General features: G+C 60.5%; 21 protein-coding genes and 3 tRNA genes. 15 read left to right on the top strand and 9 right to left on the bottom strand.

Going from position 1 to position 25398, the window contains the following annotated elements:
- The first annotated feature begins 291 nt into the window (after positions 1-291).
- Entirely contained in the window at positions 292-1383 is a 1092-nt protein-coding gene (gene apbC / locus BVH74_RS15935; protein WP_080051058.1) for an iron-sulfur cluster carrier protein ApbC, read from the top strand.
- A gap of 65 nt (positions 1384-1448) precedes the next feature.
- Entirely contained in the window at positions 1449-2015 is a 567-nt protein-coding gene (gene dcd / locus BVH74_RS15930; protein ID WP_080051057.1) for a dCTP deaminase, read from the top strand.
- 108 nt (positions 2016-2123) lie between these two features.
- Here dcd and BVH74_RS15925 read toward each other — a convergent pair whose 3' ends face one another.
- Positions 2124-2849: a TorF family putative porin gene (locus BVH74_RS15925; RefSeq protein ID WP_080051056.1), complete on the bottom strand. Its 726-nt coding sequence runs from the start codon at positions 2847-2849 to the stop codon at positions 2124-2126.
- Positions 2850-3156: 307 nt separating this feature from the next.
- Here BVH74_RS15925 and BVH74_RS15920 point away from each other — a divergent pair, with 307 nt between their 5' ends.
- From BVH74_RS15920 to BVH74_RS15910, 3 genes are all read left to right on the top strand, one after another.
- Positions 3157-3585: a universal stress protein gene (locus tag BVH74_RS15920; protein ID WP_080051055.1), complete on the top strand. Its 429-nt coding sequence runs from the start codon at positions 3157-3159 to the stop codon at positions 3583-3585.
- Positions 3586-3623: 38 nt separating this feature from the next.
- The gene (locus tag BVH74_RS15915) at positions 3624-3911 is read left to right on the top strand and encodes an ORF6N domain-containing protein (RefSeq protein WP_080051054.1); all 288 of its coding nucleotides are present in this window, start codon (positions 3624-3626) and stop codon (positions 3909-3911) included.
- An 83-nt stretch (positions 3912-3994) separates the two neighbouring features.
- Complete coding sequence (locus BVH74_RS15910; protein WP_080051053.1) at positions 3995-4918, top strand: EamA family transporter; 924 nt, start codon at positions 3995-3997, stop codon at positions 4916-4918.
- 10 nt (positions 4919-4928) lie between these two features.
- Here BVH74_RS15910 and BVH74_RS15905 read toward each other — a convergent pair whose 3' ends face one another.
- Entirely contained in the window at positions 4929-6758 is a 1830-nt protein-coding gene (locus tag BVH74_RS15905) for an ABC transporter ATP-binding protein (RefSeq protein WP_119701512.1), read from the bottom strand.
- A 150-nt stretch (positions 6759-6908) separates the two neighbouring features.
- Positions 6909-8261 carry a class II 3-deoxy-7-phosphoheptulonate synthase gene (locus BVH74_RS15900; RefSeq protein ID WP_080051051.1) on the bottom strand — a complete coding sequence of 451 codons (1353 nt, stop codon included), beginning with the start codon at positions 8259-8261 and terminating at the stop codon, positions 6909-6911.
- Between the two features lie 102 nt (positions 8262-8363).
- Between BVH74_RS15900 and BVH74_RS15895 the strand changes: the two genes are divergently transcribed.
- The 3 genes from BVH74_RS15895 (at position 8364) to BVH74_RS15885 (ending at position 11237) form a co-directional block, all read left to right on the top strand.
- Complete coding sequence (locus tag BVH74_RS15895; protein ID WP_177344543.1) at positions 8364-9119, top strand: spermidine synthase; 756 nt, start codon at positions 8364-8366, stop codon at positions 9117-9119.
- A gap of 69 nt (positions 9120-9188) precedes the next feature.
- Positions 9189-10037: a sulfurtransferase gene (locus tag BVH74_RS15890; RefSeq protein ID WP_080051049.1), complete on the top strand. Its 849-nt coding sequence runs from the start codon at positions 9189-9191 to the stop codon at positions 10035-10037.
- 120 nt (positions 10038-10157) lie between these two features.
- Positions 10158-11237 carry a DUF5610 domain-containing protein gene (locus BVH74_RS15885; RefSeq protein ID WP_080051048.1) on the top strand — a complete coding sequence of 360 codons (1080 nt, stop codon included), beginning with the start codon at positions 10158-10160 and terminating at the stop codon, positions 11235-11237.
- Positions 11238-11242: 5 nt separating this feature from the next.
- Here BVH74_RS15885 and BVH74_RS15880 read toward each other — a convergent pair whose 3' ends face one another.
- Complete coding sequence (locus BVH74_RS15880) at positions 11243-12787, bottom strand: DHA2 family efflux MFS transporter permease subunit (RefSeq protein WP_231705530.1); 1545 nt, start codon at positions 12785-12787, stop codon at positions 11243-11245.
- Positions 12780-13811: an HlyD family secretion protein gene (locus BVH74_RS15875; protein WP_080051047.1), complete on the bottom strand. Its 1032-nt coding sequence runs from the start codon at positions 13809-13811 to the stop codon at positions 12780-12782. Before BVH74_RS15875 ends, BVH74_RS15880 begins: the two co-directional genes overlap by 8 nt.
- 103 nt (positions 13812-13914) lie before the next feature.
- Here BVH74_RS15875 and BVH74_RS15870 point away from each other — a divergent pair, with 103 nt between their 5' ends.
- The 5 genes from BVH74_RS15870 (at position 13915) to BVH74_RS15850 (ending at position 16829) form a co-directional block, all read left to right on the top strand.
- Positions 13915-14844, top strand: coding sequence for a LysR family transcriptional regulator (locus BVH74_RS15870; RefSeq protein ID WP_080051046.1), 930 nt, complete (start codon positions 13915-13917; stop codon positions 14842-14844).
- 47 nt (positions 14845-14891) lie between these two features.
- A complete protein-coding gene (gltX, locus tag BVH74_RS15865; protein WP_080051045.1) occupies positions 14892-16382 on the top strand; it encodes a glutamate--tRNA ligase in 1491 nt (496 codons plus the stop codon).
- Between the two features lie 71 nt (positions 16383-16453).
- Positions 16454-16529, top strand: a tRNA-Ala gene (locus tag BVH74_RS15860).
- A 105-nt stretch (positions 16530-16634) separates the two neighbouring features.
- Positions 16635-16710 (top strand) — tRNA-Glu (locus tag BVH74_RS15855).
- 43 nt (positions 16711-16753) lie between these two features.
- Positions 16754-16829: transfer RNA gene (locus BVH74_RS15850), tRNA-Ala, on the top strand.
- Between the two features lie 42 nt (positions 16830-16871).
- Here BVH74_RS15850 and BVH74_RS15845 read toward each other — a convergent pair.
- Entirely contained in the window at positions 16872-19124 is a 2253-nt protein-coding gene (locus BVH74_RS15845; RefSeq protein ID WP_080051044.1) for an Orn/Lys/Arg family decarboxylase, read from the bottom strand.
- 147 nt (positions 19125-19271) lie between these two features.
- Here BVH74_RS15845 and BVH74_RS15840 point away from each other — a divergent pair, with 147 nt between their 5' ends.
- Entirely contained in the window at positions 19272-19715 is a 444-nt protein-coding gene (locus BVH74_RS15840) for an acyl-CoA thioesterase (RefSeq protein WP_080051043.1), read from the top strand.
- Positions 19716-19744: 29 nt separating this feature from the next.
- Here the strand turns inward: BVH74_RS15840 and ppnP are convergent, their stop codons facing one another.
- From ppnP to BVH74_RS15825, 3 genes are all read right to left on the bottom strand, one after another.
- The gene (gene ppnP / locus BVH74_RS15835) at positions 19745-20026 is read right to left on the bottom strand and encodes a pyrimidine/purine nucleoside phosphorylase (protein WP_080051042.1); all 282 of its coding nucleotides are present in this window, start codon (positions 20024-20026) and stop codon (positions 19745-19747) included.
- A gap of 73 nt (positions 20027-20099) precedes the next feature.
- A complete protein-coding gene (locus tag BVH74_RS15830) occupies positions 20100-23270 on the bottom strand; it encodes an efflux RND transporter permease subunit (RefSeq protein ID WP_080051041.1) in 3171 nt (1056 codons plus the stop codon).
- A 3-nt stretch (positions 23271-23273) separates the two neighbouring features.
- The gene (locus BVH74_RS15825) at positions 23274-24326 is read right to left on the bottom strand and encodes an efflux RND transporter periplasmic adaptor subunit (protein WP_080051040.1); all 1053 of its coding nucleotides are present in this window, start codon (positions 24324-24326) and stop codon (positions 23274-23276) included.
- A gap of 195 nt (positions 24327-24521) precedes the next feature.
- Between BVH74_RS15825 and BVH74_RS15820 the strand changes: the two genes are divergently transcribed.
- On the top strand, positions 24522-25394 hold the full coding sequence (locus BVH74_RS15820; RefSeq protein ID WP_080051039.1) for an NAD(P)-dependent oxidoreductase: 873 nt from the start codon (positions 24522-24524) through the stop codon (positions 25392-25394).
- Positions 25395-25398 lie beyond the last annotated feature (4 nt).

The following is a 25398-nucleotide window of genomic DNA, read 5'->3' as shown; positions in this document are numbered from 1 at the left end:
ACTTATTAATTGCACCCAAGCTCAGTAGCCCGGTTGTCGCTGACCTGTTCTGGACTGTCGATGCCCCGGACGGGCATCGTCAAGCCCCCATGGGTGAGGCAAGCGTTTACCAAGCATGCTTGGTGCGCAGCTGAACGCCGACCGACCTGTGATCGGTTGGCCGGACCCGGAGGGGCTCACGGCGTGTCCAGAACAGGTCAGTGACAATTGGGCCAGCACCGAAACTGATTTAATCAGTGTTTCCAGCTTGTGTTAGCATACCCACCCCCTGTTTCTTCGCTGGAAGCCCCCATGCATACCGTCGACCGTAGTGCCGTAGAGCGCGCTCTTGGCCAATATCAAGATCCTTACCTGCAAACCGATCTGATCAGCGCGGGCTGTTTGCGTGATCTGCGGATTGAGGGCGGCAAGGTTGAGGCTGAGCTGGTGCTGGGCTATGCGGCAGCCGGTATTCGGGCCGGTATCGAGCAAATGTTGCAGGTGGCGGTCGAGTCGGTGGCGGGTGTCGAGTCGGCGACCATCAGCGTAGCTTGTGAAGTGGCGAGCGCTCCTGCTCAGGGCAGTATCGAGGCGCTGCGCAATGTCAAAAACATCATCGCCGTCGCGTCAGGCAAGGGCGGGGTGGGCAAATCCACCACGGCGGTCAATCTGGCGCTGGCGCTGGCCCGTGAAGGTGCCCGGGTCGGGGTGCTGGACGCCGATATCTATGGCCCTAGCATGGGCTTGATGCTGGGGTTGCCCGAAGGTACCCGGCCTCAGGTCAAGGATCAGAAGCTGTTTATTCCGCCGACTGCCCATGGCGTGCAGGTCATGTCCATGGCTTTTCTGGTTGATGACAATACCCCGGTAGTCTGGCGTGGGCCGATGGTTTCCGGGGCGCTGATGCAGTTGCTGACTCAGACTGCCTGGGATGATCTCGACTACCTGGTGGTGGACATGCCGCCGGGGACCGGGGATATCCAGCTGACGCTAGCCCAGAAGGTGCCGGTAACCGGCGCGGTGATCGTGACCACACCGCAGGACCTGGCACTGCTCGATGCCAAGAAAGGGATCGAGATGTTCAACAAGGTCAATATTCCGGTGCTGGGGGTGGTCGAGAACATGGCCATTCACATCTGCTCCAATTGCGGTCATGCCGAGCATCTGTTCGGCGAGGGTGGTGGCGAGCGCCTGGCCGAGCAATACGGTGTTGATCTGCTGGCTTCTATGCCGCTGTCGATGATGATTCGCGAGCAGGCCGATGGCGGAACCCCGACCGTGGTGGCTGAGCCCGAATGCCAGATCAGCATGATTTACCAGGATATGGCCCGGCATGTGGGCGCACGGATTGCCGAGCGGGCTCAGGCACCGGCCATGCCCAGTATCAGCATCAGCGATGACTGACAGCTTAGTCATAACCGGCTAGAATGCCCGATCATTTTTCACCCAATCCTTATGCAGGGCACACCATGAGCATCAAGTCAGACCGCTGGATTCGTCGCATGTCCCAGGAGCACGGCATGATTGAGCCGTTCGTCGAGCGTCAGGTACGCGGCGCCGAGGGCAATCGGATGATTTCTTATGGGGTGTCCAGTTACGGTTACGATGTGCGTTGTGCCGATGAGTTCAAGGTGTTCACCAACATTCATTCGGCTACGGTGGATCCCAAGCATTTCGACGAAAAGAGCTTTGTGGATGTGAAGGGCGATGTATGCATCATTCCGCCGAACTCGTTCGCCCTGGCCCGTACCGTCGAATACTTCCGTATTCCGCGCAATGTGCTGACCATCTGTCTGGGCAAGAGCACCTATGCCCGCTGCGGCATTATCGTTAATGTCACTCCGCTTGAGCCAGAGTGGGAAGGGCATGTGACCCTGGAGTTTTCCAACACTACTACCTTGCCGGCCAAAATCTACGCCAATGAAGGCGTGGCTCAGATGCTGTTCTTCGAGTCTGATGAGTCCTGCGAAGTCTCATACAAAGACCGCGGCGGCAAGTACCAGGGCCAGCGCGGTGTAACCCTGCCCAAGGCGTAAGGTAAAAAAGACGCCGGTGATCAAGGTTGCCGTGGCACAACCTTGAGACCGGCGTAGTTGCTGCAAGGAGCAAATACAATTCAGGCGCCCGAAGGCGCCTGAATGGTTTTAGAAGCTCTTGGTGGCTGAGAAAGTCCAGTTGCCGCTGCAATAACGGCTTTTGCCATACCATTCGCTGCAGGTGCCGCCCTTGATGTTGGTGTCTGAGTACATCAGTGCCCAGTCGATACCTACGAAGTCCTTGCTGACGGTGACAGCCCAGTCATCGTACTTCTCTTTGCTCTGTACCGAACTCAGCGGATCCTTGGTGTCAGTGCGACCGTAGTGCAGGTCAAGGCCGAATTCGTAGGGCAGTTCGAAGCCGTAACCAATGTAGGTGTACAGCGCACTTTCCGGGTCGTAGGCGTATTTGGCGCCCAAGGTGAAGCCGTACAGACCGATACTGGCCAGAACTTCGTCGACACTGGCATCACCACCGGCTTTCGGGTAGGTGTAAGTCGCCCAGCCCAGGTCCAGCTCGATTTCATCTGTGATGTTGCCGGCCCAGCCAAAGTAGTAATCGATTTCCACGCTGGCATCAAAGGCGTCGGCGTCGACGTTGGAAGCCCAGGCGCCGATATACAGGCCGGACTCGTGGGCGAAATCCAGGCTGCCCTGAACCGCGCCGGCACCAGCAGTCTGCGACTGGCCGCGCCAGATGTAATCGGTTGCCAGGGTGGCGGTCATGCTGGCGTCGATTTTACCGATCGGGGTATCGAACTCTTCTGCATGGGCCAGAGTGGCAAAGCCGAGGGTGCTGGCGGTGGCGACGGCAACTGCAAGTTTTTTCATCATATTGGTAGTACCCCATGTCGTGTGATTCAAAAAGTTTTGAATGTGTTGGCACGGGTTACATAGCACGTAGCTTGCCAGTTTTTATTTCTTGTTTTATTTCATGTGCTTATGTGTGTTTTGTGGTGTTGTGAGTATAGTTTCGGTCAGCTTTTTTCGGAACGATTGCACTGTGGTGGTGCGCCAGTTCGGGGCGGTGGTGCATGCAGGGGAGTCGGTTATCCGGTTGATCCAGGTCAACGAGGGCGGTCACCGGTTTGCGACAATGACTATAGTGATAAACAAGGCAACAACAATCCAAGGAGTCACCATGCGCAACGTACTGCTACCCTTTGACGGCTCGGCCCCGGCCAAACGAGCCATTGAGTATCTGGTGGGTGTAGCTGCCGAGTATCCGAACATTCTGGTGCACGTGATCAATGTGCAGAGTGAGCCCAAACTGTATGGCAACTATGTGTCGGCCAATATGCTGGAACAGTTGCACGGGGGCGCGCTGGATCATGCCCGTGAAGTGATTGTCGAGGCTGGTGCCATGCTGCGCGAGGCCGGTGTTCGCCATGAAGAGCATGCGGTGGTGGGTGAGGTCATTGGTGAACTGGCACATGCGGTCAAGAGCCTGGGCTGTGACACCGTGATCATGGGTACTCGCGGTATGAGCAATCTGGGCAACCTGTTCATGGGCTCGGTCGCTACCCGGGTGGTGCATGAAGTGCCGGTGCCGGTGTTGCTGGTCAAATAGTCACTGCGCGACAATAACGGCTCCGCCAAGGAGCCGTTATGTCATCCGTTCAACCGATCCCCCATGCCGGGGTTGATACCCTCAGCTTCCGCCAGCTCGATCAGCTCAATGCGCTGCCCAAGGGCTCCTGCTTCAAACTGTTCAAGCACTGCCAGTCGCAGTTGCTCGAAGGTCGTGACTATTTCTACTTGCCGGCTACCGAGCATCAGGCGTTGATCGATCAGCTCAAGCTGTCCGGTCAGATTTATGCCAGCACGGTTCATCTGGTGCTGCTGACCCGTGATGGTTATGCCCGCCTGCGCGAACTGGGTGGGAGTCAACTGTGATGGCCGATTGAGCGGTCGCTGTATCTTCAGCAATTGTGCTGTTCCGGGCCTAATACTGCTTTAACTGCCTGGGAGTACTGCTCATGACCGCCAAGGATTTTCTGCTGGCGCTGCTTGTCATTCTGGTCTGGGGCATGAACTTCGTGGTGATCAAGGCTGGTTTGCAGGACATGCCGCCCATGTTGCTCGGCGCCCTGCGATTCATGCTGGTGGCCTTTCCCGCGATACTGTTCATCAAGCCACCGGCGGTGCCGCTGCGCTGGTTGCTGGCCTACGGTCTGACCATTTCACTGGGCCAGTTCGCGTTCCTGTTTTCAGCCATGCACGTCGGCATGCCGGCCGGCCTGGCCTCAGTGGTACTCCAGTCCCAGGCTCTGTTTACCTTGTTCTTTGCCGTACTGCTACTGGGTGAGCGGTTGCGTGGCTTTAATCTCATTGGGCTGTTGATTGCGGCCGCAGGTCTGCTAATGATCGGTTTGCAGATCAACAGCGGTATGACCACGGCCGGTTTCATATTGACCTTGTGCGCTGCCTCTATGTGGGCACTGGGAAATATCGTTACCCGCAAGATCGGCAAGGTGAACCTGGTCGGGCTGGTAGTGTGGGGTAGCCTGGTGCCGCCTTTGCCATTTCTGGCGCTGTCCTGGTGGCTGGAAGGTCCCGAGTTAATGCGCAGCGCCTTGCTGGGCTTCAATCTCAATACCCTGTTGGTTCTGCTGTATCTGGCTTTTGCCGCGACCATTCTTGGCTACAGCCTGTGGAGCCGGCTGTTGTCGCGCTATCCGGCCAGCCAGGTTGCGCCTTTTTCCCTGTTGGTGCCGGTGATTGGTTTGAGTTCCGCCGCGTTGCTGGCGGGGGAGCGGGTCAGCGCCCTGCAGCTTGGCGGAGCATTTCTGGTGATGCTGGGGATTTTGGTCAATGTGTCTGGAGGGTGGCTGCTTGGCCGTTGGCGTAGGGCCGCTGGGCGACCGGCAACGGAGTGTCCGGTCGTCAGCGAGCCCCGCTAGCCGGGGCGGCTCAGTCCTCGCCGAGAAAACCACCGGACTGTCGGGCCCAGAGCTGGGCGTAGAGCCCGCCGCGCTCAATCAGTTCGGCATGGCTGCCGTCTTCGATAATGCGCCCCTGATCCATGACGATCAGCCGGTCCATGGCGGCGATGGTCGACAGCCGGTGGGCAATGGCGATCACCGTCTTGCCGTCCATCAGCTTGTTGAGGTTGTCCTGAATCGCCGCCTCGACTTCCGAGTCCAACGCCGAAGTGGCCTCGTCGAGAATCAGGATTGGTGCATCCTTGAGCATGACCCGGGCGATCGCGATGCGTTGGCGCTGACCACCGGAAAGCTTGACCCCGCGTTCACCGACATGTGCATCGAAACCGACGCGACCCTTGGCGTCGCGCAGATCGGCGATAAAGGTTTCGGCTTCAGCCCGACGGGTGGCTTCGAGCAGCTCACTTTCGCCGGAGTCGGGTCGGCCGTAAGTTATGTTGTCGCGTACCGAGCGGTGCAGTAGCGAGGTGTCCTGCGTGACCATACCGATGTGTTCACGCAGGGAGTCCTGGGTGACCTCGGCGATGTTCTGTCCATCGATCAGGATGCGCCCGCCCTCGACGTCGTAGAAGCGCAGCAGCAGATTGACCAGGGTGGACTTGCCGGCGCCGGAACGGCCGACCAGACCGATTTTTTCACCGGGCCGAATATGCAGGTTGAGGTCCTCGATCACTCCATGGCCCTTGCCGTAATGGAAGTGCACATGGTCGAAGCGGATCTCGCCGTGGCTGACCAGCAGCGGTTGGGCTTGGGGGGCGTCTTCGACCAGTTGCGGGCGGGCGATCGAGTTGATGCCGTCCTGCACGGTGCCGATGTTCTCGAACAGGGCCGACAGCTCCCACATGATCCATTGCGACATACCCCACAGACGTAGTACCAGAGCGACCGCCACGGCGACTGCGCCAACGCTGGCCAGTTCGTTGAGCCACAGCCAGATCGCCAGTCCGCTGACGCTGATCAGCAGCAGGGCGTTGAGCCCGTATAGAAGGGAGTAGACCAGAGTTACCAGGCGCATTTGCTGATAGACGGTGGTCATGAACTGGTCCATGCCTTCGCGGGCATAGGTCGACTCGCGCTGGGCGTGGGAGAACAGTTTGACGGTCTGGATGTTGGTGTAGCTGTCGACGATGCGCCCGGTCATGATCGAGCGGGCGTCGGCCTGTTGCTCGGCGACCTTGCCCATGACCGGAATGAAGTGGCGCATCAGCAGGATGTAGCCGACCAGCCAGATCAACATAGGCAAGGTCAGGCGCCAGTCGGCGCTGCCGACCACCAGCAGGGTGCCGATGAAGTAGACGCTGACATAGTTGAGCACGTCGATCAGCTTGATCACGCATTCACGCACCGCCAGCGCTGTTTGCATCATCTTGGTGGCGATACGCCCGGCGAACTCGTCCTGATAAAAGGCCATCGACTGGCGCAGCAGGTAGCGGTGCACCAGCCAGCGGATGCGCATCGGATAGTTGCCCATCAGGGTCTGGTGGCTGAACAGCGAGTTGGCGAACACCATCAGCGGTAGCAGTACCAGTACTACCAGGCCCATCCCCAACAGCTTCAGGCCTTCGGTTTCAAGGAAAGTCTCGCGGCTCTGCTCGGACAGCCAGTCAACAATGCTGCCCAGAAAACTGAACAGCCACACTTCAGCCAGCGCGATGCCGGCCATCAACAACGCCGCCATGCCCAGGTAAGGCCAGGCACCGCGAGTGTAGTACAGGCAGAAGGCCAGAAGCTGGCGTGGAGGTTCGCTCGGCTCTATCGCAGGAAAGGGATCAAGGCGTTTTTCAAACCAGCGAAACAACATGTGCAAACCTGTCAGGGTAAAGCGGTAGGCAGGGCATTATCGGTGAGATAGTCGAACCGCGAAAGGGGCGGATGACTCCGAGGTGTCAGGCTATTCCAGCATCGCGCAGGTGCTGGGCGGCAATCCGACGACGCTCCCCAGAGGGGGTTAGCGCCTTACCTTCTTCAACGTCTCGGCAATCATGAATGCCAGTTCCAGCGACTGGTCGGCATTCAGGCGCGGGTCGCAGTGGGTGTGGTAGCGGTCCGAGAGCCCGGCTTCGGTCACCGGAGTAGCGCCGCCAATGCATTCGGTGACGTTCTGGCCGGTCATCTCGATATGAATGCCGCCAGCCCAGCTGCCTTCGGCCTGATGCACGGCAAAGAACTGTTCGACCTCGCGCAGTACCTGGGCGAAATCGCGGGTCTTGTAGCCACTGGAGGCCTTAATGGTGTTGCCGTGCATGGGGTCGGAACTCCACAGCACCAGCCGGCCTTCACCTTCGACGGCGCGAACCAGTCGCGGCATGTGTTGCTCGACCTTGTCGGCGCCCATGCGCACGATCAGATTGAGCCGGCCGGGGTCGTTGTCCGGGTTGAGGATGTCGATCAGTCGCAGCAGTTCGTCCGGGTCGGTACTCGGGCCGACCTTGACCCCGATCGGGTTGTGGATACCGCGCATGAACTCGACATGGGCGCCATCCGGCTGACGGGTGCGGTCGCCGATCCAGAGCATGTGTGCCGAGCAGTCGTACCACTCGCCGGTCAGACTGTCGCGACGGGTGAAGGCCTGCTCGTAGTTCAGTAGCAGGGCTTCGTGGGCGGTGAAGAAGCTGGTTTCGCGCAGTTGCGGAGCGCGTTCCTCGTCGATCCCGCAGGCGCGCATGAAGGCCAGGCTTTCATCGATGCGGTCGGCCAGATGCTGAAAACGGTCGCTGGTGGCCGAGTTGGCAATAAAATCCAGGTTCCACTGATGTACCTGGTCCAGACTGGCAAAGCCGCCCTGAGCAAAGGCGCGCAGCAGGTTGAGGGTGGCGGTGGCCTGGTTATAGGCCATGATCAGACGCTGTGGATCGGGCACGCGACCGGCAGCTTCGAAGGCGATCTGATTGATGATGTCACCACGGTAGGCCGGCAGGGTAACGCCGCCCTGGGTTTCATCATCGGCCGAGCGCGGTTTAGCGAACTGGCCGGCCATGCGCCCAACCTTGACCACCGGGCAGCCGGCGGCAAAAGTCATCACCACTGCCATTTGCAACAGCACCTTGAAGGTGTCGCGAATCTTCGGCGCGGAGAATTCGGCGAAGCTTTCGGCGCAGTCACCACCTTGCAGCAGAAATGCCCGGCCCTGGGTGACCTCGGCGAACTGCCGACGCAGCTCGCGTGCCTCGCCGGCAAATACCAGCGGCGGATAGCCGGCAAGGGTGTGTTCGACCTCGGCCAGGACCTGAGCGTCGGGGTAGGTTGGTTGCTGCAGGATCGGTTTGCTGCGCCAGCTATCGGGAGTCCAGGGCGTGGTCATAGGCTTCAATATGTGGGTGTATCAGGGGGTTCGATGTTACCCTGAGACATGAAAATCTTGTACCTGTTATTACGCCGGCTATTGGGCATCAGACGTCACGCTATGACTACCCAGGAAAATGTGATCGATTGTCTTCGTGACGACTTTGGCATGTTGCGGGTGACTGAATCCGGCCTCTATCGGTTTCTCTATTTCGGCGAAAAGACCGAGCAGAGCTGCTGTTATGTGCCGGATTCCGCCTGGCTGGAATATGACTACACCCGGGCCATGCTGTTGGGGTTGTACTGGTGCCGGGCGGATTATCGGGCGACCTTGCTGGGACTTGGCGGAGGTAGTCTGGCCAACTGTCTGGTTCGCTATTTCCAACCTGAGCGGGTCACGGCGGTGGAACTGCGCCCTGCGGTGGTCGAGCTGGCGCGCAAATGGCTGGGACTGAGCAGTGACCCGTGCCTGCAGGTGCTTGATGGCTGCGCCGAGCGTTATATCAATCAGGCGCCGGAAAGCTGTGATCTGTTAATGGTCGATTTGTATATGGAGGGCGGGCTGTCACGTTTGCAGTTGCAGACCGAGTTCTTCCAGAGCTGCCACCGTGCCCTGCGACCCGGCGGGCTGATGGTGATCAATCAGTGGCAAATGGGCGAAACCGGTCAGCCCTACGCGGCGGAGATGTTGCGTGAGCTGTTTGGTGATGACTACCTGTGCGTTGAAGTGGACGAGGGTAACATTCTGCTGTTCATTCCCGCTGGCGGGCGTCTGACCCTGGACAAGGACGCCATGCGACTGTGGGCTGATGATCAGGAGCCCCGGCTGGGTTATTCCCTGCGCCCGTATATTGAGTCGTTACGCCGCGCCGGATAAACCCGGCCGGCACCCTGGCTTTTCATCGGTAACCCGTCTACTGTCAGCCTTTGACCGATGGAGGCCGACATGTCCCAGTTGATCGATACCCAGGCGCTTGCCGAGCGGCTGGAAGACTCCGAATTGTGCTTGTTCGATCTGCGCTTCTCCTTGGAACAACCAGGGCAGGGGCGGCTGGATTTTGCCGCCGGGCACATTCCAGGCGCGCGCTATCTGCATTTGGATGATGACCTTTCGGCTGCCGTGGTGCCGGGCCAGACGGGTCGTCACCCTTTGCCGGACCCTGAGCGGTTGAGTGCTTGCCTGCGGCGCAATGGAGTAAATGGCGATAGCCTGGTGGTGGTCTATGACGACGGTCCGGGGCTGTTTGCCGCACGCCTGTGGTGGCTGCTGCGCTGGCTTGGACATGAGCGGGTCAAGCTGCTCAATGGTGGGCTGCGGGCCTGGGTTGCCAGTGGTCGACCGTTATCCAGCGAAACGCCTCGCCCTGCAGTTGAGGGCAACTTCCAGGGGCGCGCTGATCATGCCCGGTTGATCGATGCGGCAGAAATTCTCAGGCGCCAGGGCGACCCGGCCCTGCAATTGCTCGATGCGCGCGGCGCCCCACGCTATGCCGGGGAGCAGGAGCCGATTGATCCGGTGGCCGGGCATATTCCTGGCGCCGCCTGTTTGCCCTGTGTCGCCAATGTTGGCGCTGATGGCCTCTGGTTGCCGGCGGCTGAGCTGGCGGCACGCTTCAAGCCCTGGCAGGGGGAAGGTCAGGTATTGGCCTGCTATTGCGGCTCCGGCGTCACTGCCTGCCACAATATTCTGGCTGCCGTCGAGGCCGGGCTGCCCGAACCGCGACTGTATGCCGGCTCCTGGAGCGAATGGATCACTGATCCGCAGCGCCCGGTGGCAACTGGCATGACTCCCTAAGCCCCGGTAATGTAGGAACGGTCTGCGGCTGTGAAGCGGGCTGCATGCCCGCAGACCGACCAACGGTCATTCAGTGTGGGCAAAGTCGGCCGATAACCTCTGATCTTCTGGAGGTGCATCATGACTCAGACTCCGTTTCTTTCATCCAGTCAATCGCGCCCGGCGCACTCGGTTGCGGCGGCGTCTGTGCGCAATCTGCCGGTCCCGCAGCAGACTCTGGCCAATCGCCTGGCCGAGCGTCTGGGCTTGCAACAGGACAGCCTAAATGGACCGGCCGAAAACTTTGCTCCGGCCAGGGTGGCGGAGACCGTTCTCGGCTTTATCGAGGGCAGGTTGCAGCAGGCCAGGGCCGATGGCGCCGATACCTCGCAGTTGGAAAAACTCTATGACCAGGCTCGCAAAGGGGTTGAGCAGGGTTTTGCCGAGGCCCGCAAGATTCTTGACGGCATGGGCGTGCTCAAGGGCAAGGTAGCCGAGGACATTGATGATACCTACAACCGAATCCAGTCCGGCATGAGCGATATCGCCCAGCGTCTGCTGCCTGGGCGTGATCAGGTGTCGGTGGCCAATTATTCCAGCCTGGTCGCGCTGTCCGAGAGTTTTGAGCTGTCGGTAACCACCCGGGAAGGGGACCGACTGCGTATCAGCATCGCCCAGGCCTCAGTGAGTGCGGCAACGGTAGAAAAGACTGCAGACGGATTTGCCGGCAGCGCCGGAATGCTGCAGGTCGGCCAGTTTCAGGTGGCCATCGAGGGGCAGCTCAATAACGATGAGCGGGCAGCTCTTGAAAGCCTGCTGGGGCAGGTACAGGAACTGGCCAGTCGGTTCTATGCCGGTGATCTGACTGGTGCTTTTGACCGGGCTCTGGCTCTGGATCTGGACGGCACGCAGTTGGCCAGCATGTCGCTGAGCTTGACCCAGACCAGCGTGCGTCAGGTCAGTGAGGCTTACCGCAGTGTCGCCGGCCAGGCGGCGCCAGTCAGTGCGGTCAACAACCAGTTGCGTGATTATGCCGAAGGCCTGTTACAGGCGCTGCGCAGCGCCAGTGAAGTGAGTTCGGATGGCCTCAGCTTCCTTGAGCAGTTGCTGCGTGGCGGCTTTGCCCTGGATGAGCGCTTCGATCAGGGCCGCCTGGACAAGGCCGATACGATCAGCAACCGGTTGCTGCAGGGGTTGGCGCAACAGCTTGCGGCTGAGTGATCCGGCTATTGCGCCTTGAGCGGAGCCTTGGGTAGCGGCCTGGTCAGCAGAATGCAGACCATGGATATGGCCAGCATCAGCCCAATCAGGTGGAACGCGTCATTGTAGGCCATGATCTGGGCCTGCTGGTGAACCTGCTGGTTGAGCAGGCGCAGCGCGGATTCAGGGTTGCCGAGCTGCTCGGTCAGCAGGGTCAGCCGTTCCTCTAGTGCCGGGTTGGCTGGGGTGATGTGCTCGCGCAAATAGTCGAAGTAGTACTTGGCCCGGCTGTCCAGCATTGTGGCCAGTACGGCGATGCCGATGGCGCCACCGAGATTGCGGATAATGTTGTACAGGCTGGAGGCCGAGCCAGCCTGTGACGGCGGGATCATGGCGGTCGCCAGAATCGACATCGGTACCAGGATCATTGGCTGGCCAAAGGCGCGCAGCAGTTGGACGGCAATAAATTGATCACCGGCGAAATCGAGGCTGAGAAAGCCGCTGAAGTAGCTGGCCGAGCTGAACAGTAGAAAACCGGCGGCGCAGATCCAGCGGGCATCGATGTATTTCATCAGAATCGGCACCAGCGGAATCAGCAGCAATTGCGGCAGGCCCAGCCACATGAACACCTGGCCGATTTGCAGCGCGTTGTAGTGCTGGATCTGCGCCAGATAGACCGGCAGCACGAACACCGTGCCGAACAATCCCACTCCCAGGCCGATATTGCCCAGGCTGCCGAGCAGAAAGTTGCGTTCTTTCAGTAGCCGCAGGTTGACCAGGTGGTTGTCTCGGCTCAGCTGCAGAATCACGAAGGTCACCAGGCTGACGAAGGCGATGACGCCGAGGGTGACCATCAGGGGGGATTCCAGCCAGTCCATGCGATGGCCTTCCTCAAGGAAGACCTGCAGGCAACCCAGGCCCAGCGCCATGGTGGCGATCCCGGCATAGTCACCTTTTTTCAGCAGTTCCCAGCGTGGCGGGCTCTTGTCCAGGCCGTACAGCAGACCGGCGGTCATCAGGATGCCGGGTACGATGTTGATGTAGAAAATGAATTCCCAGCCAAAATTTTCCGTCAGCCAGCCGCCGATGGTCGGGCCTATGGCCGGGGCGAAGGTGGCGGTCACGGCGAATAGCGCCATACCCTTGGGGCGCACCTCCAAGGGTAATTTGGTCAGGATCAGCGAGAAGGCGAAGGGTATCAGTGCGCCGCCGGCCAGGCCCTGGAGCACTCGGAACACGATCATGCTTTCCAGGTTCCAGGCCATCGAGCAGAGCAGTGAGGCGAACACGAAGATCACCGAGACGCACACGGCGAAGCGCCGCGGCGACATGATCATGGTCAACCAGGCGGCCAGTGGAATGATGATGATTTCGGCCACCAGATAGGAAGTGGAAATCCACGAGCCTTCCTCAATGGTAGCCGACAGTGCGCCCTGAATATCCTTGAGCGAGGAATTGATGATCTGGATATCGAGAATCGCCATGAACGCGCCGAGAATGGCGCTGAGAATGGCGATCCAGTCGCGCCGGGTCGGCGGCGGTATCGGCTGTTCGAAACGCGCGTCAGTCACGCAGGTCGACCTTCACCAGTACCGACATGCCGGGCCGGATGTGGCCGGTCAAGGGATGCCCGTTGGCCGGGACGATCTTGACCGGCATACGCTGTACGACCTTGGTGAAGTTGCCCGTGGCGTTATCCGGCGGCAGCAGACTGAACTGGGCGCCGGAGGCAGGGAACAGGCTGTCGATCACGCCCTCGATGGGCTGACCGGGAAAGGCGTCGAATTCCAGGTAGGCCTTGAGACCTTCGCGCAGGCCGCGAATCTGAGTTTCCTTGAAGTTGGCTTGTACCCACAGATGCTGCTCCGGTACCAGGGCCAGCAGGTGGCTGCCGGGCTGGACGTTGAGTCCGACCCTTACGCTGCGTTGGCCGACCCGGCCGCTGTTCGGGGCGCGGATTTCGGTTCGCTCCAGATCCAGTTCGGCCTTGCTGATGTCAGCTTCGGCCACCTCAATGAGCGCTGCCAGGCGTTGCAGGTCGGCGCGCAGGGTGTCCTTGACCAGTTGCTGGGTCTGCAGGTCGGCGTCAGCGCGTTGGACCTGGGCTTTGGCTACGTCTAGCTGAGCACGGAAGTTGCTGAGTTGCTCTTCCGATGCATAGCCGGACTGACGCAGCGGCGTGATGCGGCGAATATCCAGCTCCACGCGCTGGCGTTCGGCCTGGCGGGCCTGAACATCGGCGCGGGCGGCGGCGATCAGGCTGTCCTGTTGCGCTAAGCGTGACTCGACCTCGACCCGTTCAGCCTTGCGGGTCGCCAGATTGGCACGAGCCTGGGCCAGGGCGATCTGGAAGTCCCGCGGATCAAGGCGGATCAGTGGGTCGCCAATTTCCACCCACTGATTGTCGGTGACCAGCACTTCGGTAACCTGGGCGCTGAGCTGGCTGCTGATGCGGGTGATGTCACCCTGAACATAGGCGTTGTTGGTGGATTGGTAGAAACGTCCAATAAACCACCAGTGGACAAAGAAAGCGGAGCCGGCCATGGCGAGCAGGAGAAAGAAAACGAACAGGCGCTTGCGAACGTGGGCGGACATGGATACTTCCTTTTCTACTTGTCCGAGCACTGTAGCACTGTTCCAGCAGGCACCAGAGGCGCTAGAATCTGGAAACTTTGTTGCATGACAGGAACAGTTAGCTATGGGTTTGGATGACGCCCTGATCTTCACCCGCGTGGTGGAGTGTCACAGTTTTACCAGCGCAGCGACCACGCTGGGTATGCAGAAGTCCACCGTCAGTCGGCGGATCGCTCAGTTGGAAGAGCGCTTGGGGGTGCGCCTGCTCAATCGCACCACACGCAAGCTGCGGCTGACCGAAGTAGGCCAGGCCTATTACGAACGCTGTCGACAGATCATGCAGGAGTTCTCCGAGGCCGAACAGGCGATCATGCAGTTGCAGCGCGAACCGACCGGGCTGCTGCGGATCAGTTCGCCGATCGAGTTTGGTCAGCTGTTTCTGGGCAAGGTAGTGGGCGAGTTCATGCGCTGCTACCCGGCGATCCAGGTTGAGGTTGAGCTGACGACCCGGACCGTCGACCCGGTTGAGGAGGGGGTGGATATTGTGATTCACAGAGGGCGTTTACCCGACTCCAGTCTGGTGGCCCGGCCGCTGATTTCCAGCCCCAGCCAGCTATATGCCAGCCCGGATTACATTCGTCAGTACGGCATGCCCAGCAAGCCTGAAGAGCTGACTCACCACCGCTGCATTCAGAGTGTCAGCGAAACCAGCCGCAAGTGGCACTTCCTTGAGCCCGAGGTCAACGTCACGGTCAACCCGGTGATGACGGTCAACAATGTAACTTTTGCCCGCGAGGCGGCATTGGCGGGGGCCGGGATCGTCAACGTGCCGGCTTTTATTGCCGAGCCCTGTGTTGAGCTGGGCACTCTGGTCAGGGTGCTGGAGCATTGCCGGCTGCCTTCCAGTGAGCTCTGCGCCTTGTATCCCTCGCGGCGCTTTCAGGCGATGAAGGTCAAGGCCTTTATCGACTATCTGGTGGAAAGTGTGGATGAGTGGCTCAACAGCAGACTGGAGGCTGAGTCCGAAGCGCTGATAAAATCTGCCGACGAATAGCTTTTTTCTGTGCCCCCGGTATGGGGGCCGTTTATCTGAGAGTATCCATGACCGTTCGTACCCGCATTGCCCCGTCTCCGACAGGTGACCCACACGTCGGCACCGCCTATATCGCCTTGTTCAATGAGTGTTTTGCCCGTCAGCACGGCGGCGAATTCATTTTGCGTATCGAGGACACCGATCAGGTGCGCTCCAGTGCCGAGTCCGAGCAGCAGATTCTGGACTCGCTGCGTTGGCTCGGGTTGCAGTGGGATGAAGGCCCGGACGTGGGTGGTCCGCATGGGCCGTATCGCCAGAGCGAGCGTAGCGAGATCTACCAGGCGCATAGCGAACAACTGATCAGCAATGGCCATGCCTTCCGTTGTTTTTGCAGCAGCGAGCGACTGGACGCCCTGCGCGCCGAACAAATGGCCAACAAACAGACCCCCGGCTATGACGGTCACTGTCTGCACCTGAGTACCGAGGAAGTCGAGCGCCGGGTGGCCGCAGGTGAGCCGCACGTTGTGCGCATGAAGGTACCGAGCGAAGGTGTGTGCGTAGTCAACGATATGCTGCGTGGCGAGATCGAGATTCCCTGGGAGCAGGTCGACATGCAGGTGCTGATGAAGGCCGACGGTCTGCCGACCTACCACCTGGCCAACGTGGTCGATGATCACTTGATGCAGATCACCCATGTGCTGCGCGGCGAGGAGTGGATCAACTCGGCACCCAAACATATGCTGTTGTATCAGTACTTCGGCTGGGACATGCCGCACCTGTGCCACATGCCGCTGCTGCGCAACCCGGACAAGAGCAAGCTGTCCAAGCGCAAGAATCCGACCAGCATCACCTTCTACCAGCGCATGGGCTATCTGCCGCAGGCGCTGCTGAACTATCTGGGGCGCATGGGCTGGTCGATGCCCGATGAGCGGGAAAAGTTCAGCCTGGCCGAAATGGTCGAGCATTTCGATATCCACCGGGTATCGCTGGGCGGTCCGATTTTCGACATTGAAAAGCTGGCCTGGCTCAATGGCCTGTGGATTCGCGAACTGTCACCCGAGGATTTCGCCCGGGCGGTCCAGGCCTGGGCGGTCAATGGCGACTATCTCAAACCGATGATCCCGCTGGTGCAGAGCCGGGTCGAAACCTTCAGCGATCTGCTGCCGCTGGCCGGCTTCTTCCTGATGGGGCGGCTGGAGCTGGACCCGGCGCTGTTCAAGCACAAGAAGCTCTCGGAAGACGAGGTGCGTCAGGTGTTACAGCTAACCCTGTGGAAGCTGGAAGCGCAGCGCCAATGGAGCAAGGACAGTATCACCGCTTGTATCCAGTTTGTCGCCGAAGGCCTGGGGCTCAAGTTGCGTGACGTGATGCCGCTGCTGTTCCCGGCGATCACTGGTCAGGCCAGCTCGGTCTCGGTTCTCGATGCCATGGCGCACCTGGGGCCGGATCTGACCCGTTTCCGTCTGCGACAGGCGCTGGAGCTGCTGGGCGGCACCTCGAAGAAGGAAGCCAAGGCTTGGGAGAAGCTACTGGCTGGATTCACTCAGGTTGAGGCTTAAGTTGCTGTTTTGCGTAAATTTCTGTTGACAGGGTGGGGCGAGGACCATAATATTCGCCCCGTCCTTGAGACGGGGCTATAGCTCAGCTGGGAGAGCGCCTGCATGGCATGCAGGAGGTCAGCGGTTCGATCCCGCTTAGCTCCACCATTTTTTGGTCAGCGCGTAAGTGTTGACCTGTTTTACACTGGCCTGTATCGCTCCCAGGCGGTCAGGTAAAGAAACGATACCAGCATCGTTTCCAGAAGGGTTTGCGTCCCCTTCGTCTAGTGGCCTAGGACACCGCCCTTTCACGGCGGTAACAGGGGTTCGAGTCCCCTAGGGGACGCCATCTTTACCAACCGGTACCCATGTGCCGGCGGTCGCAAGACCACGGGGCTATAGCTCAGCTGGGAGAGCGCCTGCATGGCATGCAGGAGGTCAGCGGTTCGATCCCGCTTAGCTCCACCAATTAAAGGGCTCGTCGCAAGACGAGCCCTTTTTCTTTGCCTGTCACTCCTTCAGGCAGTCCACACAGAACCGCACGCTGCCGTCCTCCTGGCGGATTTCGCGCAGACCGTGAATATCGCTTTCAAAGCCCGGGAACTGCTGGTCCAGTTGCTGCGCCACGCGCAGGTAGTCGGTTATTGCGGTGCAATCGGTCGGGAACCGCTCGCCGGGCATGATCACCGGAATACCTGGCGGGTAGGGAACCAGCATGACGGCGCTGATTCGGCCGGCCAGTTGCTCGATCGGGACCATCTCGACCTGACCGCGAACCATGTGCTGATAGGCGTCGGCTGGGCGCACCAGCATGTCTGGCAGCTCGGTATAGATCTGGCGCAGGATCTTCACCATGCGCTGCTGCTTGTAGAAGCTGTGCAGGCGTTCGCACAGATCCTGCAGTCCCAGGCCCGGATAATGGCCGCCCTGGGCGATGCCCGGCAGGGTCGTTTCCAGTGGTGCGTTGGCGTCGTAGAGGCGCTTGAACTCCTGTAGTTCGGATACCAGGGTGCTCCATTTGCCCTTGGTGATGCCCAGTGAGAACAGAATCAGAAACGAGTAAAGGCCGGTTTTTTCCACGACCAGACCGCGCTCGGCCAGAAAACGGGTGACGATGGCGGCCGGAATGCCACTTTTGGCCAGCCGGCCCTGTTCCTCGACGCCGGGAGTCAGCAGGGTGACCTTGATCGGGTCGAGCAGGGCGTAGTCCGGCGCCATGTCGCCAAAGCCGTGCCAGCTCTCGCCATTATCCAGGGTCCAGTCACTGGCTTGCAGTTGCTCGCTGTCCAGCGCTTCTTCTGGCTCCCAGACATCAAACCACCACTGATCCTCGTCCAGTCGTTCGGCGGTCTGCTGCATGGCCTGGCGGAAGCTCAGGGCCTCGTCCAGGGTCTCCTGGACCAGTGAGCGGCCAGGCTCGCCAGCCATCATCCCGGTGGCTACGTCGATCGAGGCAATGATGCCGTAATGCGGGGAGGTTGAGGTGTGCATCATGAAGGCTTCATTGAAGCGCTCGCGATCTAGCTGCTGCTCCTCGCTGTCCTGGGCAAGAATGATCGAGGCCTGACTCAGCGCTGCCAGCACCTTGTGCGGCGATTGGGTGGCGAATACCAGTGGGTGACGTGCGCGAGGCAGGCCGCGATTGCGACCCATGCCATGGCGACCGGCATAAAATTCGTGAAAGGCAGCGTAGCCGTACCAGGCTTCGTCGAAGTGCAGGATGTCGACGGCATCCTGCAGCTGTTCCTTGATCAGCTCGGCGTTGTAGCACAGGCCGTCATAGGTCGAGTTGGTCAGCACCGCCAGGCGGATATTGTCGACCTGGCGATCCTTGAGCAGTGGATGCTCGGCCAGGCGCTGCTTGAGCCGCTCGGGGGCCAACTCTTCCAGGCTGATCGGGCCGATGATGCCGTAGTCGTTGCGCGAGCCGGTCAGGTAGAGCGGGATGGCGCCGGTCATGATGATGGCATGGAGGATTGACTTGTGGCAGTTGCGATCGACCAGCACTACATCATCGCGGCTGACGAAGGCGTGCCAGATGATCTTGTTGGCGGTCGAGGTGCCGTTGATTACGTAGAAGCTGTGATCTGCGCCGAAGGTGCGAGCGGTGTTCGCCTCGGCCTCGGCAATCGGGCCGTTGTGATCGAGCAGCGAGCCCAGGCCGGGTACCGAGACCGACAGGTCCGAGCGCAGGGTGTTCTCGCCTAGAAAGTCATGGAAGGCCCGGCCGACCGGGCTCTTGCGAAAGGCCACGCCGCCGCCATGGCCGGGTGAATGCCAGGAATAGCTGGAACGCGCGGTGTAGTCGAGCAGGGCCTTGAAGAAGGGTGGCAGCAGTTGTGCCAGATAGGCGCGGGCGGTACGGGCGATCTGTCCGGCAATGAACGGCAGGGTGTCCTCGAACAGATAGATGATGCCGCGCAGCTGCAGCAGATCGCGCAGCGCGCTGAGGTAGTGGCTGTCCAGGTGCTGACGGGTGCTCAGGGCGATGATCGGCAGTTCGGGCGAGCGCGAGTGGGCAGCCTCGAACAGAGCCTGGACAGGCGCCAGGTCGTTACCGTCGTCGGTGCTGAACAGGATGCAGGACAGGCCGCGGTGGGCTTCGGCTATCAGTCGTCCTTCATCCAGCGAGCCGGTGGCCAGGACTTCGAAGCCCTCCTGGCTCAGGGCGCTGAACAGATCGTCGAGTTGCTTGCCGGCCACATTGGCCTGGCCGATATGCGGGTTGATGACCAGGATAGGGAAGTGCAGGTGTTTGAACATGAACGATTTCCTTGTTGCCTGCAGACAGTGTTGTCGCTGCCGTCGGTGACTGCAAGTGGTGCTTTGCCGGAGGCTGCCGACAGTTGCCGGTAGGGCTGTGTGGTATCCTGTGCGCTGATCGAATTTTGTCAGCAGGAGTCATTGCCCGTGAACTGGGATCTGGATAACCCCTATACCCTGGCCATTAGTGTGCAGCCGGATGATATCGACGAGCTGGGGCATGCCAATAATGCGGTGTATGTTCGCTGGCTGGAGCGTTGCGCCTGGCAGCACTCAAAATCCCTGGGGTTGGGATTGGAGGAATATCGCGAGCTGGATCGGGCGATGGCGGTGGTACGTCATGAGATCGACTATCTGGCCTCGGCCTATGAAGGCGATGAGCTAACCATGGCGACCTGGATTGTGCATTGGGACAAGAAACTGCGCATGACCCGGCATTTTCAGTTGTGTCGCAACAGCGACGGGCTGACGCTGCTGCGTGGGCGGACGACCTTTGCCTGTATTGAACTCAGCAGCGGCAAACCGAAACGCATGCCGCCGCTGTTTCTCGAGGGCTACGCCAAGGGGCTGACCGAAGTCAGCCCGGCGTAAAGTGCGCTCCAGACGAACGCTTAGGGATCCTAGCGGTATTCGCAGAGATAGGCAGTGTCCTGGGCTACCTTGAGCTGGAACTTGCTATTGGCCGGGACGGTGAACTGGCTGCCGCCGGCGAAGTCCTGCCACTGCTCGCTACCCGGCAGCTTGACGGTCAGTAGGCCGCTGATCACGTGCATGATTTCCAGTTGGCTGGTGCCGAATTCGTACTCGCCGGGGGCCATGACGCCCACGGTGGCGGCGCCTTCGGGCTGCTGGAAGGCGATGGAGGCGACTTTGCCGTCGAAGTACTGGTTGACCTTGAACATCGAATGACTCCTTGGGAGCGAGGCTTAAAGGGCGCTCATTATGCCGAGCCGTCCAGCCCTGCGGCAATGCCTGTCAGCTGCTGGCTGGCTGACCGGTCAGGCGCTCGCGTAGCCGTTCGGCGAAGCGGTTGATGACCAGATAAAGGCAGGGCACCACGAACAGGGTCAGCAGCATCGACAGTAGTAGGCCGCCAACGACCGCCAGGGCCAGCGGGCGCATGATTTCAGCACCTTCACCTAGTCCTACGGCCAGTGGCGTTATACCCAGTACGGTGGTCAGGGTGGTCATCAGGATCGGTCGCAGGCGCACACTGCCAGCCTGAACGATGGCCTCGTGCAGGCTCAGACTTTCCTGGCGGCGGCCCTGCTCGATGTACTCGACCAGTAAGATGGCGTTGTTTACCACGATACCGATCAGCAGAATCAGGCCGATCAGGACCGGAGCAGAGACCGGGGTGCTGGTCAGCCACAGGGCCAGGCTGACGCCGACCAGTGACAGTGGCGCGGCTGCCATGATGATCAGAGGGTTGCTCAGGCGCTCGTACTGCACCGCCAAGACCACGAACACCAGAAAGATTGACAGCGCTATCACCACGCTCAGTTCACGGTTGGTGTCCTGAATTGTTTCCCATTGGCCGCCATAGAGCAGGCTGTAGCGTTCGGGGATGTCGAGTTCGGCCAGACGCTGCTGGACTTGCTGCATGACGCTGCCGACATCGTTGATGCTGGTGTTTATGTCCCCGACCACTCGCACGATCCGACTCTGGTTTTCACGGTAGATGGTTGCCGGGCCGTCGCCCAGTTCCAGTCGGGCCAGGTCGCGCAACAGTACCGGTTCGTTCTGCTGGCGGAATAGCATGAGGTTGCCCAGTGCGTCGCTGTCTTCGGCGGCGCTGTAGGGCAGGCGTACCCGTACGTCGTATTCCTGATTGCCGTCGATATAGCGGGTTGGTACCGCGCCGTCAACGGCATCGCGTACGGCCTGACCGATTTCGGCGACCCGCAGGCCGTACTCGGCGGCCCGCTGCCGATCAACATGCAGGCGCAGCAGAGGGTTCAGGTCTTCCTGGCCGCTGTCCAACCCTTCCAGGCCTGGAATGCCTTGCAGGTGCTGGGCGATCTGGTTGGCCAGGGTTTGCAGTTGCCTGAGATCCGGGCCCATGACGCCGATCGCCAGATCATTGCCTTCACTGGTAAAGCGCAGGCCGCGAATCTGTGGCGGGCGGGCGAAGATCCGGGCGCCGGGAATATCCAGGGCCCTGACGGCTTGCTGGGTGTCGGCGATCCAGCGTCCGGCCGGCATCTCTGGGCGTTCACTGGCTGGTACCAGTTGAATCATGAAAATGCCCGAGCCTGGCCGCTCGCTGATCACGCCGCCCCACAGAGCGCCGCCAGCCAGGGTGAAGACGCTTTCGACATACTCGCGACTGGTCAGCAGTTGTTCGATTCGCCGTGCCACCTGCTGGGTTTCTTCCGGTGGAGTACCAGGTGGCAGGCTGATACGGATCTGAACCGCGCCGTCGTCCATTTGCGGCAGAAATTCGCTGCCGAGCTGGCTGAACAGCCAGGCCGAGCCGGCCAGTGCCAGACTGGCCAGCCCCAGTACGCCCCAGCGCCAGTGCAGTACTGTCGGCAGGGCTGTGGTATAGCCTTGGCGCAGGCGCTCGACCAGGCCAGAAAACAGGCGTACTGGCAGGCTGCGATCCAGGCCGCTGTTCAGTGTCAGTTTGCCCAGTAGCGCCGCCAGACTCGGGACCAGGGTCAGTGCTGCGACCAGGGTGGCGATGATGGCGAAGGCGATGGTCAGAATCATTTCCTGGAAGACCAGAGCGGCAATGCCGCTGACCAGCAGGAAGGGCAGTACTGCAGCGAGGTTGGTCAGAGTGCCGGCAGTAATCGCCGAGACGACTTCGCGGGCGCCGTCGCGCGCGGCCTGGTCCGGGTCCTTGCCCAGGCTGTCACGGTGCCGGTAGATGTTTTCCAGCATGACGATGGCGTTGTCCAGTAGTAGTCCGACGCCCAGAGCCAGCCCACCCAGGCTGATGATATTGAGAGTCAGGCCGCTGACGCCCATCAGGGCGAAGGTGGCCATGATTGCGATCGGGATCGACAGGCCGATGACAAAGCCCTTGCGCAGGCTGCCGAGGAATAACAGCACCACCAGCATTGCCAGGGCACCGCCGATCAGGGCGGCGGTGCTGACGCTGGACAGGGCGCCGCGGATGAAGAAGCTCGGGTCCTGGGTTGGTTCGAAGCGGATGTCTATAGGGATGAAGCCTGAGCGCTGCAGGCGCTCCAGGGTTGCACGCACGTCATCGGCGACGGCGACTGTATTGGCTTCGGGCAGCTTGTAGATGGTGACCTGGGCCGCAGGTGTGCCGTTGAGTCGGGCGAACACCCGCTGGCGCCGATGGCCGTCGCGTACTTCGGCGACATCGGCCAGGCGGATGTTCTGGCCAAGTCGCTGGGCCTCCCGGGGCAGTGGCAGCAGAGTGTCGCGGATCTGTTCCAGCGAGTTGAACAGGCCCTCGGTCTTGCCGGCCACGTCGAACTCGCTGGAGCTGATCCGGCCGACTGCGAGGTCGCGGTTTTCGGCTGCCAGGGTGTTGCTCAGGTCCTGCAGGCCGAGCCCGTAGGAATGCAGGCGGGGTTGGTCGACGATGACCTCGATCTCGCGGACCATGCCGCCGGCTGACTCAACCGAGGAGACGCCGGCAATGCCGATCAGTTGTGGGAACAGGATGTTTTCGATCCAGTCGTTGACGGCAGCCTCATTGCGCACGGTGGAGCTGAAGCCGCCGCGCCAGACAACCGCTTCGCTGCCGTCGAACTTGCGCACCCGGGGCGGGTTGATATCCGGCAACTGGGCGCGGGCCTGCTCCAGTTCGCGCGAGGTGTTCTGCATGGCAATATCGAGATTAGTGCCGAATTCGAAAGTCAGGTCGATATCGGTGCGACTGTCCTCAACTCGGCTGGACATCAAGCGAAGGCCTTCGGTCGCTGCCAGGTTACGTTCCAGAACCCGGGTCACCTGTTCTTCCATGACCTCGGGAGAGACGCCGGGGTAGTTGACGGTTACCCGGATCTGCGGGTATTCGATGCTGGGCAACAGATCGATCGGCAGGCGCTGGAGAAAATACAGGCCGATCACCAGTACTACCGAAGCGATGGCCAGGGTGCCGACTGGGCGGCTGATCGCCAGACCAGCCAGTCCGCCGCGCGGCGGAGGTTGCTGCTGGGCCATGACTTACTCCAGGTAAGTGACAATACGCACTGGCTGGGCGTCCTGCATGTCGATAGGGTTGCTGGCCAGAATGGTTTCACCGGGTTCCAGTCCGTCGATGATCTCGGTCCAGCGGCCACGAGTGATGCCGGTCTGGATCGGACGATAGCCGAGCTGCTCCTGAGTGATGGTGTAGACATAATTGCCGTTGTCACCGCTGCCGATAGCGGCCGAAGGTACCACCAGTGTGTCGGGGCGCGGATCGATACCGGTGTCGATTCGGGCCAGAAAGCCGGGTTTTACGCCCAGGTCCCAGGAGCTTGGGGGCAGGACCAGTTCCACGGTGATCAGTCGGCTGGTTCCCATAGCGGCAGGAAAGATGCGCCGCACCTCTCCCGTCAGTCGCAGGTCGGGGAGGGCATCCAGATGTACCGGGATCTGCTGGCCGGGGGCTAGGTGCACCACATCCAGTTCCGATACGCCTAGGCGCAGAACCAGGTGGTCCATGTCGGCCAGTTCGAACAGGGTGTCCTGGGCGTCGACTGCTTCGCCTGGGTCGATATGTCGGGCGGTGATGGTAGCGTTTTGCGGAGCTTCAATCCGGCCATAGGCCACGCGGCTGCTCCACAACGCTTGATGGCTTTCAGCGACCTGCAGTGCGACCTGGGCGGTTTGCAGTTCCAGTTCGGTGGCAACGCCCCGGCGCCGCAATTCTACGGCGCGCTGGTAGTCCAGTCTGGCTGAGTTCAGTTGGGCTTCGGTGCGGGCCAGTTCGGCGGCGGCCTCGGCGACATCGAGCTGAGCCAGTAGTTGACCGCGTTGAACTCGTTCGCCTTCTTCATGATGAACGGCCTGAACGGTGCCGGCAGTGCGCGCGGCCAGACGGATCTGGGTACGCGGCTCGACGCTGGCTGACAGGCGCAACGGGCGCGACAGGTCACGGGTGCTGACACTGTAGGCCGCAACTGGCGTGGCATTGTTGCTGGCGCTGACCGGTGGCGCTTCGGGCTGACAGGCAGAGACCAGTAGCAGGCTGGCGAACAGTACGAGCAGACGTTGTAAGCGGATAGATGGCATCACTGTTCCATTGCTGGATTGAGGCCCCATGCTACCTGTACTGGCGTGCCATGACATGGGGGGAGGGGTATTATGTTGGAGTTTTATTGGTAAAAAATGTCAATGAGAGGGCGAGGCGGAAAAACAGCCTTGTTATCATTTCATTGATCGATGGCCGTAGTTGATCGGCTTGGGTTGACGTATTGAGAGGCGGTTATGGCAAATGTGGCGTTTATCGGTCTGGGCGTCATGGGCTATCCCATGGCGGGACATCTGCTGCGTGCCGGGCACGAGCTGACAGTCTACAACCGTACTGCCAGCAAGGCTGCCGAGTGGGTGGTGCAGCATGGCGGCCGGGCATGTGAGACACCGGCGCAGGCGGCGGTCGATCAGGATTTCGTCATGGTTTGCGTAGGGAACGACCATGATCTGCGCGAAGTGATCAGTGGTGAGCATGGCGTGCTCAAGGGGATTCGCAGTGGTGCGGTGATTGTGGACCATACCACTGCTTCTGCTGATGTGGCCCGGGAGTTGGCAGATCTGGCGTCCCGGCAGGGTGTGGGTTTTCTTGATGCGCCGGTTTCCGGTGGTCAGGCCGGTGCCGAGCATGGTCAGTTGACGGTCATGGTGGGTGGTGATGCGGCGGTCTATGATCTGGCCCGGCCAGTGATCAGCAGCTATGCCCGGATGGTTCGCCTGATGGGAGCGGCCGGGTCGGGGCAATTGACCAAAATGGTTAATCAAATCTGTATCGCCGGTCTGGTTCAGGGCTTGGCCGAGGCGCTGAATTTTGCCCGGAGCGCCGGCCTGGATGGTGAGGCGGCGATGGAAGTGATCAGCAAGGGTGCGGCCCAGTCCTGGCAGCTCGAGCATCGACACAAGACCATGCTGGCGGGTGAATTTGACTTCGGTTTTGCGGTCGACTGGATGCGCAAAGATCTGGGGATCGTGCTCGACGAGGCGCGGCGCAATGGCGCGCAGTTGCCGGTGACGGCGCTGGTCGACCAGTTCTATGCCGATATCCAGGCCATGGGTGGCGGGCGCTGGGATACCTCCAGTCTGATTGCCCGGCTCAAGCGTGATGCTTGAATTG

The organism is Halopseudomonas phragmitis (assembly GCF_002056295.1).
In the GTDB taxonomy this organism is placed as follows: domain Bacteria; phylum Pseudomonadota; class Gammaproteobacteria; order Pseudomonadales; family Pseudomonadaceae; genus Halopseudomonas; species Halopseudomonas phragmitis.
Note: the sequence above shows the minus strand (reverse complement) of the source record. Positions and strands in the feature narration are given on the sequence as shown.